The organism is Nitrospirota bacterium, from assembly GCA_016180645.1.
Taxonomy (GTDB): domain Bacteria; phylum JACPQY01; class JACPQY01; order JACPQY01; family JACPQY01; genus JACPAV01.
Genome location: JACPAV010000026.1, coordinates 20,610 through 35,125 on the forward strand (window position 1 = coordinate 20,610; position 14,516 = coordinate 35,125).

At 60.7% G+C, this 14,516-nt stretch carries 13 protein-coding genes; 10 read left to right on the forward strand and 3 right to left on the reverse strand.

Annotated features, from left to right (window positions below; genetic code table 11):
• Positions 1-70: 70 nt before the first annotated feature.
• On the forward strand, positions 71-916 hold the full coding sequence (locus HYT87_15150; protein MBI2061075.1) for a bifunctional 5,10-methylenetetrahydrofolate dehydrogenase/5,10-methenyltetrahydrofolate cyclohydrolase: 846 nt from the start codon (positions 71-73) through the stop codon (positions 914-916).
• Between the two features lie 108 nt (positions 917-1,024).
• Here HYT87_15150 and HYT87_15155 read toward each other — a convergent pair whose 3' ends face one another.
• Both HYT87_15155 and HYT87_15160 read right to left on the reverse strand, forming a co-directional pair.
• On the reverse strand, positions 1,025-1,951 hold the full coding sequence (locus HYT87_15155; GenBank protein MBI2061076.1) for an inorganic phosphate transporter: 927 nt from the start codon (positions 1,949-1,951) through the stop codon (positions 1,025-1,027).
• A gap of 122 nt (positions 1,952-2,073) precedes the next feature.
• The gene (locus HYT87_15160; protein ID MBI2061077.1) at positions 2,074-2,700 is read right to left on the reverse strand and encodes a DUF47 domain-containing protein; all 627 of its coding nucleotides are present in this window, start codon (positions 2,698-2,700) and stop codon (positions 2,074-2,076) included.
• 81 nt (positions 2,701-2,781) lie between these two features.
• On the opposite strand from HYT87_15160, the gene HYT87_15165 reads away from it, so the two are divergent.
• The 4 genes from HYT87_15165 (at position 2,782) to HYT87_15180 (ending at position 5,659) form a co-directional block, all read left to right on the forward strand.
• Entirely contained in the window at positions 2,782-3,693 is a 912-nt protein-coding gene (locus HYT87_15165) for a CHAD domain-containing protein (protein ID MBI2061078.1), read from the forward strand.
• The gene (gene sixA, locus HYT87_15170; GenBank protein ID MBI2061079.1) at positions 3,675-4,178 is read left to right on the forward strand and encodes a phosphohistidine phosphatase SixA; all 504 of its coding nucleotides are present in this window, start codon (positions 3,675-3,677) and stop codon (positions 4,176-4,178) included. Before HYT87_15165 ends, sixA begins: the two co-directional genes overlap by 19 nt.
• A 3-nt stretch (positions 4,179-4,181) precedes the next feature.
• Positions 4,182-4,877 (forward strand): dTMP kinase, encoded by a 696-nt coding sequence (gene tmk / locus HYT87_15175; GenBank protein ID MBI2061080.1) that lies wholly within the window; start codon positions 4,182-4,184, stop codon positions 4,875-4,877.
• 92 nt (positions 4,878-4,969) lie between these two features.
• Complete coding sequence (locus HYT87_15180; GenBank protein ID MBI2061081.1) at positions 4,970-5,659, forward strand: thymidylate kinase; 690 nt, start codon at positions 4,970-4,972, stop codon at positions 5,657-5,659.
• A gap of 61 nt (positions 5,660-5,720) precedes the next feature.
• Here the strand turns inward: HYT87_15180 and HYT87_15185 are convergent, their stop codons facing one another.
• Complete coding sequence (locus HYT87_15185) at positions 5,721-6,416, reverse strand: metallophosphoesterase (GenBank protein MBI2061082.1); 696 nt, start codon at positions 6,414-6,416, stop codon at positions 5,721-5,723.
• A 126-nt stretch (positions 6,417-6,542) separates the two neighbouring features.
• Between HYT87_15185 and HYT87_15190 the strand changes: the two genes are divergently transcribed.
• The 5 genes from HYT87_15190 to HYT87_15210 all read left to right on the forward strand — a co-directional run bounded on the left by HYT87_15190 (position 6,543) and on the right by HYT87_15210 (position 14,513).
• A complete protein-coding gene (locus HYT87_15190; GenBank protein ID MBI2061083.1) occupies positions 6,543-7,409 on the forward strand; it encodes a polyphosphate kinase 2 family protein in 867 nt (288 codons plus the stop codon).
• A 147-nt stretch (positions 7,410-7,556) separates the two neighbouring features.
• Positions 7,557-9,779 carry a HAMP domain-containing protein gene (locus tag HYT87_15195; GenBank protein MBI2061084.1) on the forward strand — a complete coding sequence of 741 codons (2,223 nt, stop codon included), beginning with the start codon at positions 7,557-7,559 and terminating at the stop codon, positions 9,777-9,779.
• Position 9,780: 1 nt separating this feature from the next.
• Positions 9,781-11,187, forward strand: a complete 1,407-nt coding sequence (locus tag HYT87_15200) for a sigma-54-dependent Fis family transcriptional regulator (protein ID MBI2061085.1) — start codon at positions 9,781-9,783, stop codon at positions 11,185-11,187.
• Between the two features lie 46 nt (positions 11,188-11,233).
• Entirely contained in the window at positions 11,234-13,858 is a 2,625-nt protein-coding gene (gene glnD / locus HYT87_15205) for a [protein-PII] uridylyltransferase (GenBank protein ID MBI2061086.1), read from the forward strand.
• A 1-nt stretch (position 13,859) separates the two neighbouring features.
• The gene (locus tag HYT87_15210) at positions 13,860-14,513 is read left to right on the forward strand and encodes a site-2 protease family protein (GenBank protein MBI2061087.1); all 654 of its coding nucleotides are present in this window, start codon (positions 13,860-13,862) and stop codon (positions 14,511-14,513) included.
• The last annotated feature ends 3 nt before the right edge of the window (positions 14,514-14,516 follow it).

Here is a 14,516-nt window from a genome sequence, read left to right on the forward strand (position 1 = left end):
GGAGTGCCGGCAACTAAGTTACCCACCGGGTGAGTTGGCGTCAACCTAATGGATATGATACCTCCTGCCCATGGCAAAGATATTGGAAGGCCGCACCCTCGGCGCGAACATCCGGCAGGAGGTAAAGACCGAGGTGGACCGGCTCAAGCGGGAGGAAGGCGTCCATCCGCATCTGGCGGTTCTGCTTGCGGGGGACAACGAGGCCTCCCGCGTGTACGTGGGTCAGAAGGAGAGGGCCTGCACCGAAGTGGGCATCGGATCCACCCGCATGGAGCTTCCCGCCACCATCGAAGAGGAGGAGTTGGTCGACCGCGTGCTCAAGCTGAACGATTCGCCCAACATTCATGGGATTCTGGTGCAGCTTCCCCTTCCTCCCCAGATCGACCCTTTGCGGATTCAGGAGATTGTGTCGCCGATGAAGGACGTGGATGCATTCCACCCCTTCAATGTCGGGAAACTATTCGCGGGGCGGCCGAACTTCGTTCCCTGCACACCCGGAGGGGTCCTTGCGTTGATGGACCACTACGGCCTGCCTCTCCAGGGCCGCGAGGTCGTCATCGTGGGACGAAGTCCCATCGTGGGCCGCCCGCTCGTGGCCGTTTTGCTCGGGCGAAATGCAACAGTGACCACGTGTCATTCTCACACGAGGGACGTGGAGGAGCATACACGGCGTGCGGACGTGATTATCGTAGCCGTCGGGCGGGCCGGATTCTTGAAGGCTGATGACGTTTCTCCCAAGGCGGTCGTGATCGACGTGGGGATCACGCGGGTAGAGGGCAAGCTGGTGGGAGACGTGGATTTTCCGGGGCTGGAGAAGAAGGTGGCGGCGATCACGCCGGTGCCGGGAGGCGTCGGCCCCCTCACCGTGGCCATGCTGATGAGGAACGTTCTCCGGGCCGTTCAGCTTCAGCGGTGAAGCTGAACGGAGGCTTAGAGCGTCTAACAGAATGCCGATTCGTAGGGGAGCATCTTCAGATGCTCCCTCCTGTCGGGAGGGTCTGAAGACCCTCCCCTACGCATTCTGTTAGACGATTTTCGCCCCGATTCCCCATTTCACGGCCGAGAGTCGCTTGTAGGCCCCGACGCCCATGACCGAACCCGTGATGGTATGGGTGGTGCTGACCGGGACGCCGAACGAGGCGGCCAGTTGAAGAACGCTTCCCGCGGCGGTTTCGGCGGCAAATCCATGAATCGGTTGCAGGTGAGCGAGTTTCATCCCCAACGTTCGAATCACCCGCCAACCTCCCGCGGCCGTTCCGATGCCCATGGCCATGGCGCAAATCAGTTTGACCCAGAGGGGGATGCCCGCGTCGATGCCGGGCCAGTGTCCGCCCGCGATGAGCGCCATCGTGATGACGCCCATGACCTTCTGCGCGTCGTTCTGGCCGTGTTGAATCGCCATATAGCCCATGGACACGAGTTGGAGCCTGGAGAAGACGCTCCTCACGCGCGCCGGGGACATCCGCGAGGCGGCGATATAGGTGATGTACTGGAGCACGTAGCCGAGGAGAAACCCGAGGATCGGGGAAAGTAACAGGGCGAGAAGCACCGTTCGAATGCCACCCATCTTCAGGGCCTCCGACCCGTGGCCGGCGAGGACCGCACCGATCACGCCGCCGATCAGGGAGTGAGATCCGCTGATGGGAAGTCCAAGAAGTGTGCATACCGTGACCCACAGGGCGCCGGACACCATGGCCGCCAGCACAACCTGATGGGTCACCATCGTCGGATCGACCAGCCCCCCCCCAATGGTCTTGGCGACTTTTACGGAGATGAGGGCTCCGATGAAATTGAGCGCGCCGGCGATCAGGACCGCCCAAAGGGGGCGCAAGACGCGCGTGGAAACTATCGTGGCGATGGCGTTCGCGGAATCATTCCAGCCGTTGACGAAATCGAAAAACAGTGCCGCCAGGATGACGATCCAGAGGAGGGGGGCGAACTCGGGCGTCATGATTGCCGTTTGAAAAGATTGCTTCGCTTCACTCGCAATGACCCGTCGTCTGCGTCATTGCGAGGGACGGGCGTCCTGGCCCGGACCGAAGCAATCTCTGGGGGATCCGGCCGTCTTCACTTCTACGCCCGTTCGAGGATGATGCCCTGAATGACATCCGCCACGTCTTCGCAGCGGTCCGTGGCCGTTTCAAGTTGCTCGTAGATTTCCTTCCACTTCATGACGAGGAGCGGGTCCCCCTTGGATTTGAACAGTCCGGCGACCGCGCGGCGAAGAATTTGGTCGGCCTCGTTTTCGAATCGGTTGATTTCGATGCAGGTCCTCAGCACATCCTCGTTGTTCTTCGAGTCTTTCAACCCTTCGACGGCCTTTTTGACGGCATCCACCGAGCGCACGAGCACGTCGGCGAGGGCGCGCGCCTCGGGGGGAATCTCTTTGATCTCATAGAGGACAACCAATTCCGCAGCAGCGTCTACGAGGTCGAGAACATCATCCAGACAGCTCATCAGTTCGTGGATCTGGTCGCGGTCGAGCGGCGTGACGAAGGTCTTGTGGAGAAGGGCCATCGTGTCGTGCGTGATCGTGTCTCCCGCGTGCTCCAGCTCCTCGATGTCGCGGGTCCGGAGATCCAGGTCCTTGGGGGTTTTGAACATCTCCAGAAGCACCTGCGCGGCCTGGAGTGTTTTGGCGGAGTGAAGCTCGAAGGCGTCGAAGAATTCTCGTTTCTTGGGAAGAAGTTTGTCAAACATGTCGCCCCTGTAGCATGGTGGGGGGGGATTTGCAATCCGTTGTTTTGACTTCACCGGATCTTGCCCGTAGGATGGCGCACCGTGCAAACCCGCTCGCCCAACACCTTCTGGTCGGCCATCCACCCCACTCAGGTCCGCTTGTCGCGCTTCTTGCGCTGGGGGAAATCGGCGATGGAATCCCCGACGCCCGAGGCGATCCACCAGGCGCGGGTGGCCTCGCGCCGGCTGCGGGTGGCGCTCCGATACGTCATGCCGTTCTATCACGTTCCGGAAATCAAACGGATCCGGCGCCAGTTGCAGGCCCTCACGGAGTCGCTGGGAACGGTCCGCAGTTGGGACGTGACGGCGGTTCTCCTCCACCAGATGGACGGACTCAAGACCGTTGAATCGCGTGCCGTGAGGCGGCGACTGGAGGCGGTGGCGTTGAGGGAACGCAAGGAGGCGGCGCTCCGATGCCTTGAAGTTCTTCGCCAGTCCCATTTGCAGAGGATGGGGCAGGAGGTGCGGATTATTCTCTCGATGCCGCACGTGCATGCCACGCCCGAAGCTCTGGAAGAGATGGGGCGCACACAGGTGGAGCGGCTCCGGAAGCGTTCGCGGAAGCGTCGGAAGCGTTATCTGAATCGCGGGCGGAAGAAAGACCTCCACATGTTTCGAATCGCCGTCAAACAGTTGCGGTACGGCGAAGAAATTTATCACGAGCATCACGGTACCGGGGAACATGCCACGCTCGAACGATTGGCCAAGCTCCAGGGACGGCTGGGAGCCCTTCACGACCTGGAAGTGCTTTCCCTCTGGCTGCGGCAGGTGCGGGAGGGGCACGGAGTGCGGGCGGCGTCCGAGCGAGGGGGAGCCGCGCCCCTGGATCGGGCAACGTGGACACAAGGTGTGCGTGAAATCCTGGATGAAGCCGAAAAAATGGAGTCCGCTCATGGAAAAAAGGTGCGCAAGATGGTAGAAGCGGAGCCAAAGCTGTGGAAGTCTATCTCCTGAGACACGCCTCCGCGCTCCCCTTGAGTCCGGCCCTCAAACGCGACGAAGACCGCCCGCTCAGTACCAAGGGCAAAATCCGCATGCGCCGCGCGGCCACGGGCCTGAAGAAAATCGGCGTACGGTTCGACCGGATGTACACGAGCCCTCTGGTTCGGGCGAGGCAGACCGCCCAGATCGTGGCCGAGGTGTACGGATGGTCACTTACCCGCCTCGAGGAGTGCAAACCCCTAGCACCTGGAGGGAACGCTTCTGAGCTGCTGGCCATCCTCGCGGGCCAGAATTCCACGGCGCGGGTCCTGCTCGTTGGCCATGAGCCGGATATGAGCCGGACGGCATCCGTTCTGCTCAGCGGTTCGCCGTCGCAGGTCGCCATGGTTTTCAAGAAAGGGGGCCTCTGCCGAATAGATATCGCCGAGATGCCTCCCAAGGGTCGCGGTGTCCTCAAGTTCTTTCTCGCGCCGAAGCAGATGCGAGCGTTTGTTTAGTCCATGGCAATTGAACCCGGCCGACTGATCGCCGTCGAAGGACTCGACGGCTCCGGAAAGAGCACGCAGATGCAGCTTCTGAAGCAGTGGCTCGATTCCATGCACGTCAAGGTGTACTTCACCGAGTGGAACTCCTCGCTGCTCGTCAAACCGGCCACAAAGAAGGCCAAGAAACAGAAGTTGCTGACGCCCACGACCTTCTCGCTCATCCATGCCACGGATTTTGCCGACCGGTACGAGAGGCAGATCGCCCCTCTCCTGCGCGGAGGCTACGTGGTGTTGTGCGATCGATTCACGTTCACCGCCTTCGCGCGGGACGGCGTTCGGGGATGCCATCCCCATTGGGTTCGGAGCGTCTATCGGTTCGCCGCCCCGCCGGATATCACCTTCTTCTTCAAGCTCGCCCCCGAGACCGCGGTCAGTCGCATCTTGGAAGGGCGCGCGAAATTGAAATACCACGAGGCGGGCATGGACCTGAACCTTTCGCCCGTGCCCGAGGAAAGTTTCCGCATTTTTCAGTCCCGCATCCATGATGCGTACGTATCCATGGAGAAGGAATTCGGTTTCGTGGTCATCGATGCCACGCAGCCCGTGGAGAAACAGCAGCAGCAGATGAGGCAGATCGTGCAGAAGCGGATCGCGCTGGACCGCTACCGGTGGAAAGTGCCCCCGAGGGCCGTCGGGAGGCTCGCGGCGTGACGACGCCGGCTGAATCAAACCGCCCTGCGGCCGGCCCGTCGGGTTCGAAGCCCACGGGACCCGTTTCCTCCGGCAGTTCAGGTGGGAACTCGATCAAGCGATTCTACGGCCATGGAATTCCCGGCGTGGATCTGAGCAAACTGGCGGGAAAACTCATCGTGATCGAGGGAGCGGACGGGAGCGGGAGGACGACCCTGATCGATATTCTCAAACCGTGGCTTGAAGGCCATGGACACGCCGTCACCACCTTCGGGATCAAGAGGTCAACCCTGGTGGGTCAGGAACTGGAGCTGGCGAAACAGGGGAACACGCTCGGCAAGATCACCATGGGGCTTTTTTATGCGACCGATTTTGCGGATCAGCTCGAACACGTGGTCGTCCCGGCGCTCCGCGCGGGATTTGTGGTGCTCGCCGATCGGTACATCTACACCCTGATGGCCCGCGAGCTCGTGCGGGGCGTCGAACCGGAGTGGCTGACCAACCTCTATCACATTGCGCTTATTCCCGATTCCGTCTTCTATCTTTCCGTCTCGCCCCAAATTCTCCTTGAGCGGAACTTCGCGAAAAATCCCACGCTGGACTACTGGGAATCGGGCATGGACATCGGACTGCACGACAACGTGTTCGACAGCTTCATCATCTACCAGAAACGGATGCGCCAGCAGTTCCTGAAAATGAAAGATGTGTATGGGTTTCAGGTCATCAACGCCAATCGCCCGATCTGGGTGGTGGCCAAGGACCTCCAGCAGCGCGTCGCCTCCCTCATGAACATCCCGCTCTAGAGTATAATCGGTGACAGTATACTTATATTACATCAAATAGAGTATACGGTCACCGATTATACTACGAGCGGGATTTCTTGTAGTAGGCCTTCTCGGCGGGGACCGAGACGATTTTCCGGCCCGGGAGGACCAGCGCAGTCAATGTTCCGCCGTACACGCACCCCGTGTCCAGCCCGATCAGACGGTCGCGGACCAGAGGCTCCCGTTGTGGATAGTGGCCGAAGACGATCGTCTTAGTGCCCTTGTAGTCGTCGTACCACGGATGATTGTCCGGAGGCAGACGTTTGAGGGTGGTGAGGTCTTCCAGCGTCTGCTTTTCCAGTGCGATTCCGTTCCGAACACCCGCATGCACGACAATCATGTCTTCCCGCTTTGGGGCATCCGGCCCGTCGCGGGACGGCTTTGCCGTCGTGGCGCCGTCGAGCTCGACGTACCATTTCCACTTGGAGACGAATTTCATGTACCGCTCGAAATCGGGTTTGAGCTGCTCCATCGCCTCCTTGTCGTAGGGCTTGGAGAATTCCTTGCCTCCGTTCTTCCAATATCCCAGGAATCGGGTTTCGTGATTTCCGAGGATGCACTCGAGGTTCGGGAGGGCGATGGCGGATTCCAAAACCGCGTGGCTGTCGGGTCCCTTGCAGATGAGGTCCCCCACGGAGATCAGCCGATCCTCGGGCTTGACCTCCAACACCCGCAGGAGCTCCACCCACTCTCGGTAGCATCCATGCACGTCGCCGATGACGATGGTCCTGGACATGATCCGTCACCAAGTATGGTCCATCCGGAATGAATTGCAATGTAAAAGCGGAACCCCGTCTGTTATACTCCCACACCATGTCAGTTCCGCCCAGTCGGCGAGATCCCAACAAAGGGTAGGTGTGGTGTGAATATCGACAAATTCCAGGTCAAGCCCGGCAGAAAAGTTTCCCTGAAAGATTACGATCCGAGTTTCACGGGAAAGCACGTGGATCATGAGGCGGCCAAGGACAAGCTGACTCGTGACATCGATCGGCTCACGAAGCTACAGGACAAGCTCTACGCCGATGATCGGTACGGCGTCCTCATGATCTTTCAGGCGATGGATGCCGCCGGGAAGGACAGCGCGATCAAGCACGTGATGACGGGCATCAATCCCGCGGGATGCGAAGTCTATTCGTTCAAGGCCCCGTCCTCACGGGAGCTGAACCACGATTTTCTATGGCGAACGACCCGCACGCTTCCTCAGCGCGGCAAGATCGGCATTTTCAACCGGTCCTATTACGAAGAGGTGCTGACTGTGCGCGTCCACCCCGAGCACCTGGCCGGCCAGAGATTGCCGAAGGCAATGATCCACAACGACATCTGGGAGGATCGCTTCAAGGACATCAACAATCTCGAAAAGTACTTGGTGCGCAACGGCTACGTCATCCTCAAGTTCTTCATGAATATCTCCAAGGGCGAGCAGAAAAAACGCTTTCTGGCCCGCATCGACGACCCCGCCAAGAATTGGAAGATCTCGAAGAGCGACATGACCGAGCGGGCGCGATGGGACGATTACATGGAGTGCTTCGAGGACATGCTCAAGAATACCAGCACGAAGCAGGCGCCGTGGTACGTCATCCCGTCCAACCATAAATGGTTCGCCCACCTGACGGTGGCGGACATTCTGGTGCAGCATCTGGAAGAGCTGGATCTGAAGTATCCCAAGGTGACCAAAGATCAGGAGAAGCTCCTGGTCGATATGAAGCGGACGCTCGTTCGGGAACGCTAGGTCGCTTGAAGTAGCTTTCTCCCTCTTCGAGGCCGGACGTCGATGGCGGCTATCGAGGTTCGGCCTCCATAGAAGCAGCCGCCCCCGTCCTGCCCTGCGGCGCGTTCTTTTTTCAAGGCAGGGGCGGTATACTGCCCATTGAAAATCATGGCGGAACCGACGCAGCAGACCCTTGAAGAGCACAAGGAAAGAAAGCGACGGAAGCGCGAATTCATCATCATCGCGATTCTCGGCGTCGTCATTCCGGTCACCCTCTATGTCCAGCACCGGTTGATCCCGCTCCCCATCCCGGGTTCCGCCCAGATCTTTTTCTTTTCACTGGTCAATCTCGACGCGCTTCTGATTCTTCTCCTTCTCTTCCTTGTTCTCCGCAACACGGTCAAGCTGATTGTGGAGCGGCGGAAAGGGCTGCTTGGAAGTTCGCTGCGGACGAAGATCGTCATCGCATTCGTCAGCCTGTCGTTCATCCCCATGGCGTTCCTCCTGTATACGGCCTCGAACTTCATCCGGTTGTCCGTGCAGACGTGGTTCGGCTCCCAAGTGGAGCGGACGTTTTCGCAGGCGATGGAAGTGGCGCAGAGCTATTACGAATCGGTGGTGGACCAGACGCGGGTGTCCGCCTCGGAGGCGGTCCGCGACGTGGCGGCCCTCGGCGAGATCCAGGACGAGCAAATGCGAATGCTCCACGATCTCCTGACGGAACGGCTCAAGCGGTACGAACTGGACCACATCGAGCTCAGGCTGCGGGACGGGCGGTCGATCACCCGCGTGAACGTGGACCACGGCGGCCAGTTTCTCGAAACGCCGGAGGATCTCATCGCCGAGGCGATGAAGGGCGCCACGGTCCATCGGATCCTGCCGTTCCAGGAGGAGTCGCAGGAGATGGTGAAGGTGGCCGTGCCCATCGAATCGGCCTCCGGTGGAATCAGCGGAGTCCTGATCGCCAGCAGCGCCGTTCCCACGAATCTGGTCCGGAAAATTCGCGAGGCCAGGCACGATTACAACGAATTCCTTTCCACCCGCATGATGCGCGTGCCGCTTAACCGGAGCCAGCAGCAGCCCATCATCGCCATCATCGGGCTTCTCTCGCTCTTTGCCGCGACGTGGATCGGTTTTCACCTCTCCGGCTGGCTCACGGTGCCCATCCGGGAACTCTCCAGCGCCACCGAACGAATCGCCTCGGGCGAACTCGGCTTCACGGTCAACCTCAAGCGCGGAGACGAGATGGGCGTGCTGCTCGAATCCTTCAACCGGATGAGCGCCGATCTCAAACGCAAGACGGACGAAATCGAGGACGCCCACCGGGAAGTCCGCCGGCGCGCCCAGCACACCGAAGCCATCCTGGCGAGCGTGGCTTCCGGCGTCATGACGCTCGATGCCCAGGGCCGGCTCCTCACGGTCAACGCGCCTCTGGTCCGCATGTTCAATGTGGACCCCCAGCAGAGCGTCGGACGTTCCTACTCGCAGGTCTTCCCCGAGCTGGCGCAACCCCTCGCGGAAATGATTCTTCAATTGATGACCGAACAGCGCGATCTGTTCAGCCGCGAGCTCTCGTTCAAGACGCCCCAGGGGGTGAGGACGTACAGCGTGGTGATGACGCGCCTGGTGCGCGACCGGGGGGAGAGCGCGGGGAAGGCTGAAACGGAATCCGAGATCGTCGTCGCATTCGACGACGTGACGGATCTGATCCGCGCGCAGAAGGACATGGCCTGGCGGGAAGTGGCCCGGCGGATCGGACATGAAATCAAGAACCCGCTCACCCCGATTCAACTTTCCGCCCAGCGCCTCCGGAAGAAATACCCCCAACTCCTCGGAGACGCTTCGGGGGCCTTCGACGAATGCACCAAGACGATCGTGTCCCAGGTTGAAGAGATGAAGACGTTGGTGAATGTGCTGACGGACCTCGCCCACATCCCGCCCTTCCAGCCCGCGCCGTGCGATTTCCGGGCGCTGGTGGAGGAGATCGTCTCGCTCTATCGCCAGGCCCACTCCGAGATCCGGTTCGATTACTCGCCGGACGGCGTTCGCGAACTGTATGTCGATCGCCAGCAGATGCGTCGCGCGTTGATCAATCTGATCGACAACGCCGTCACGGCGGTGCAGGGCGAGGGGGGGGGCGTCAGCGTCCAGACGGAAATCGTCCCCGGCGCGGGGAGGGCGGTGATCCGGGTGATGGACACGGGGATCGGGGTGCCCGCGGGCCTGAGAGAGAAAATCTTCGAACCGTATTTCTCGTACGGCAAGAAAGGGATGGGTCTCGGTCTCCCCATCGTGAAACACATCGTCGAAGACCACTCCGGAGTCATCACCGTGGAAGACAACACACCCAAGGGCGCCGTGTTCCGCATTGAACTCCCCCTGGAGGCGTGAGATGGCGAAAATCCTGGTCGTCGACGATGAAGAGAAGATTCGCAAGAGTATGCGGGAGCTTCTGGAAGACGAAGGGTATTCCGTCCGCACGGCATCGTGCGGGGAGGAAGCGTTGAAGATGGTTGCGGAAAAGAGTCAGGCGCCGGACCTCATGCTTCTCGACATCGCGATGCCGGGGATGGACGGGATGGAAGTTCTCCGGCGCGTTCGGGAGGACGTCCCCGGACTCGTCACGCTCATGGTCTCGGCCTATGGCACGATCGAGACGGCCGTCAAGGCGACGAAGCTGGGTGCGTATCACTTCATCGAGAAACCCTTCGATGCCGACCACGTGCTGGACCTCATCCAGAGTGCGCTCGAAACGCAGCGGCAGGAGCGCAAGCGCCTGAGTCCTGCGCCCAAGAAGGCGGCCACGGTCGAGATCACCGGGAGCAGCGGGACCATCCGCGAATTGAGGGATCTTGTGGCGAGAGTGGCGCCGAGCAACAGCTCCGTCCTGATTACCGGTGAAAACGGGACGGGAAAAGAGCTGGTGGCGCGGTCACTGCACAGCCTGGGGCGCCGGGCGGGCCAGCCGTTCGTGCAGGTGAACTGCGCGGCCATCCCGGATGAACTCATCGAGAGCGAGCTGTTCGGCTATGAAAAGGGCGCCTTCACGGGAGCGCAGCAGATGAAGCTCGGTCGGTTCGATCTTGCGCACCGAGGCACCATCTTTCTGGATGAGATCGGAGACATGAGCCTGAAGACGCAGTCCAAGGTCCTCCGAATCCTCCAGGAGAAGACGTTTGAGCGGGTGGGGGGAACGGCGCAAGTCGAAGTGGATGTCCGCGTCATTGCCGCAACGAACAAGGATCTCGAGCAGGAGATCGCCCAAAAGCGATTTCGTGAAGACCTCTACTATCGGCTCAACGTCATTCCGATCGTCGTGCCCGCGCTCCGGGACCGGACGGAAGACATCCCGCTCCTCGCACACGCATTCCTTGCTGAATTCTCGTCTGAAGACGGCCGACCGACCGCGGCCGATCAACCGGGAAAATCCATTTCGCCGCAGGCGCTCAAAGTCCTGGTGAAGTACCCCTGGCCCGGCAATGTGCGGGAGCTGAAGAATGCCATCGAACGGCTCGTCGTCCTGTCCAAAGGACTGGTGATCTCGGAGGAAGATGTCCCGGAAAGATTCAAGCGGTTCGACGTGGCCCGGCACCGCGAGCTGCTTCAGGACATTCGGGATCTCACGCTGCGTGAGGCGCGTCGGGATTTCGAGAGAAAGTATATCTTGGAGAAACTCGAGGAGTTCCAATTCAACGTGGCCCGGACGGCCCAGGCGATCGGGATCGACCGCGCGCATTTGTGGAGGAAGATCAAGCAGTACGGGATCGACGTCCACGAACCCAAGGGCGGCGCGGCATAAAGTTCACGCTCACCGGAACCCACGTCGTCATTCGCGGAGCAAGATCATGAATCGGGCGTCACCTATCGACAGGACGAACGGCCCGTCCGTCGCCCCACCGGGGCGGGACGGATTTCTCGCCGACTACCGAACGCATCTCGGCGAGCTGGAGGCCGCCCATCGCGCCGGGACGTCGGGCATCGATCTGGTTCGTCGGCATTCCGCGGCTATGGATCAGTGGCTCATGCGGTTCCTGGCCACCCTGCCCCCCGAGGCCTTGTCCGATTCCGCGGTAATCGCGCTCGGGAGCTTCGGCCGGAGGGAGCTGAGCCCGTGGTCGGACCTCGACCTCCTGTTCCTGCGGTCCGATGGGGAATCCCGGTGGACGGAGGACATGATCCGTTCCGTGCTGTACTTTCTCTGGGACGCCGGTTTGGAAGTTGGATACGCCGTCCGAACCGTGGGGGAATGCGTCAACGTGGCCGGTGAGGACAATCGGGCGCGCACCGCGCTTCTCGACCATCGGCTGATCGCCGGGGATCCCGCCCTACTTGAAAAATACCGCCAGGCGCTGCGAGAGCGGATCTTCAGCGAGCCGGTGGAGTTCATCCGAGTGAAGCTCAAGGACATGGAAGAGGGGAGGAAGAAGTTTGGCGATTCCGTCTACATGCTGGAGCCGCATATCAAGGAGGGCGCGGGCGGTTTGAGGGACCTCAATGTGCTCGAGTGGGCGGCGAAGGTGTATCGGCCTTTCAAGGGCCTGAGCGACCAGGAGGGGGACACGGTGACGGCGGAGGAGGCGGCCCGGCTGCGCAGGGCCCAGGATTTCATGCTGCGCGTTCGGAACGATCTGCATTTTGCGCTGGGCCGGAAAAACGATCGGCTGACCTTCGACCAGCAGGAACGTGTCGCCAAGGCCTTCGGCTATCCGGACGATGGTCACTGGGGCGCCGTGGAATCCTTCATGAAAGACTATTATCTCAGCGCCGCGGAAATCCAACATCTTGCCGACCGCGTCCTGCACCGAATCGTGGACCGACTCTCGCCGCCGGTCGTGAAGACCGCCTCCACCATCGGGCGGAATTGGGTCATGACGGGCGGAAAATTGCGTGTGGTCGAACCGGGTGTGTTCCTGGCGGAACCGGACACCCTGATCGAAACCTTCAAGTGGGCCGCGGAGAAGAACGTGGAAGTGGACCCCGCCACGCTCGCGGAGAGCCAGAAGCATCTGGACGCGGTGGACCGGCAATGCCGGCCATCCCAAGAGGCTTGGCGACTCTTCTTTTCCATTCTCAGGGCGCCGGAAGGAACGGCGCGGGTCCTGCTTCAGATGAACGAATCGGGCGTGCTCGGACGGCTGGTTCCCGAATTCGGCGCGCTCCGGTGCCAAGCCCAGCACGATGCCTATCACATCTACACGACCGACGTTCACACCATCCACGCCATTCAGGAATGGAAACTTCTACGGACGGGAAAATACTATCGGGACTTCCCCATGCTGACGCGGCTGGCGAAAGGCCTCGCGGACGATCTCGTGCTGGTCCTGGGGCTCCTCTTCCACGATATTGGAAAGGGAACGGGAAAAGGCCATTCCCATCGGGGAGCCGAGATGATCGAGGCCATCGGACGCCGGATGACCCTGACCGATGCCGAAATCGACACCGTACGATTCCTCGTCGAGCATCATCTCCTTCTGTCCACCGCGGCCTACCGACGGGACACGGATGACCCCGACCTCGTCCGCCAGGTGGCGGATCTTGTTCAGACCGAGGAGCGTCTGACTCTTCTCTACCTTCTGACCTTCTCGGACACTCGGGCCGTGGGTCCCACCACGTGGAACCAGTGGAAAGGGAATCTCCTTCAGGAACTGTTCGTCAAGGTCGGCGAGATCATCAATCCCAGCGATTTCCGGGATGAACACCAGCGGCTCAAAGAGAGAATGGACGAAATTGTCCGAAGAGTTTCAGGGAAGATCCGGGAGGAGGAGGCACGCAAAGAGCTGGCGGCGTTGCCCACGAGCTACATCCTGGCGAATCCACCCTGGAAAGTGGCGCGCCATCTCCAGATTCTTTCCGAAGTGCGCGCGAAAAAGTTCATCGCCACCCTGCGACGGCCCTGGAAGCGGCCGATGATCGAACTCCTGGTGTGCACCACGGATTCGCCGGGCCTGCTGGCGCGCCTGGCGGGGACCCTCACGTCCTACGGGCTGAACATCCTCAAGGTTCAAGTCAATACCACCGCGGACGGACGCGTTCTGGATCTCTACCATGTCGAGGATTCCGGCGGTCGCTTCTACGAAGAGTTGGACCGATGGGAGTCCTTGAAGGAAGATTTGAAGAAAGCGTCCGCGGGCGAGTTGGACGTGCGGGAAGCCGTGAACCGGACGCTCCGCAATGCCCCGAGCCCCCAGAGGTACCTCCCCCGTGTGCGCGCGCAGGTGCTTGTGGACAATGAAATCTCCCTTCGCCACACGGTGATCGAAGTGCAGGCGCAGGATCGGCTGGGGCTGCTCTATTCGCTCGCTACGCGCCTCAGCGAATTGGGGATGACCATCATGCTGGCCAAAATCAATACGGAAGGTGAAAAGGCCATCGACGTGTTCTACGTGCAGGACGTGGCCAGAGGCAAGATTCAGGACGAACGCCGGCTGGAGGACATCCGGTCGGAAGTCAGAAAAGTGGCGGAGGTGTAAGATGGTGGACTCTCTCGGTCGAATCCTGATGACGTTGCCCGTCATTCTGCTGGCACTGACCCTTCACGAACTGGGCCACGCCTGGGTGGCCGAACGATGCGGAGACCGGACGGCACGAATGGCCGGGCGGGTCACTCTCAATCCGCTGGCGCACATCGATGTATTGGGCTTGATCCTGATCATCTTCGCGCAGTTCGGCTGGGCCAAACCGGTTCCCGTGAATGTATTTCATCTTCGGAAGCCGAGGCGGGACATGATTCTCGTAGCGGCGGCGGGACCGGCGGCCAACCTCTTGCTCGCCATCGTGGCGGTGCTGGTCCTGAGGTTCATGCCGGGGGGGTCAACCCTCCACCCTTTCCTGTTCAATCAGCTCGGCGGGGTCGCGACGCTTCTGTACTACTCGGTGGTCCTGAACGTAAACCTGATGGTATTCAATCTGCTGCCGATTCCTCCCCTGGACGGGTCCCGCGTTCTGGAAAATATGCTGCCGCGACGCTACTTGCCAACGTATGAAGCATTCGCCGTCCAGGCCTCGAAGGCGATCTTCCTCATCTTCATGGTGAGCTTTCTGTTCAAGCTCGACGTCTTCAGCCCCGTCCTCGGCCCCCCCGTGCGAGCGATCACCTCACTCCTCTTCCGACTGGCCGGGTATTGAAGA

What these genes read in the sequence shown, in the direction of transcription:
- HYT87_15150 (MBI2061075.1), top strand. Translation starts at nt 71, where the DNA reads ATGGCAAAGATATTGGAAGGCCGCACCCTCGGCGCGAACATCCGGCAG.
- HYT87_15155 (MBI2061076.1), bottom strand. Translation starts at nt 1,951, where the DNA reads ATGACGCCCGAGTTCGCCCCCCTCCTCTGGATCGTCATCCTGGCGGCA.
- HYT87_15160 (MBI2061077.1), bottom strand. Translation starts at nt 2,700, where the DNA reads ATGTTTGACAAACTTCTTCCCAAGAAACGAGAATTCTTCGACGCCTTC.
- tmk (MBI2061080.1), top strand. Translation starts at nt 4,182, where the DNA reads ATGGCAATTGAACCCGGCCGACTGATCGCCGTCGAAGGACTCGACGGC.
- HYT87_15185 (MBI2061082.1), bottom strand. Translation starts at nt 6,416, where the DNA reads ATGTCCAGGACCATCGTCATCGGCGACGTGCATGGATGCTACCGAGAG.
- HYT87_15195 (MBI2061084.1), top strand. Translation starts at nt 7,557, where the DNA reads ATGGCGGAACCGACGCAGCAGACCCTTGAAGAGCACAAGGAAAGAAAG.
- HYT87_15200 (MBI2061085.1), top strand. Translation starts at nt 9,781, where the DNA reads ATGGCGAAAATCCTGGTCGTCGACGATGAAGAGAAGATTCGCAAGAGT.
- glnD (MBI2061086.1), top strand. Translation starts at nt 11,234, where the DNA reads ATGAATCGGGCGTCACCTATCGACAGGACGAACGGCCCGTCCGTCGCC.
- HYT87_15210 (MBI2061087.1), top strand. Translation starts at nt 13,860, where the DNA reads ATGGTGGACTCTCTCGGTCGAATCCTGATGACGTTGCCCGTCATTCTG.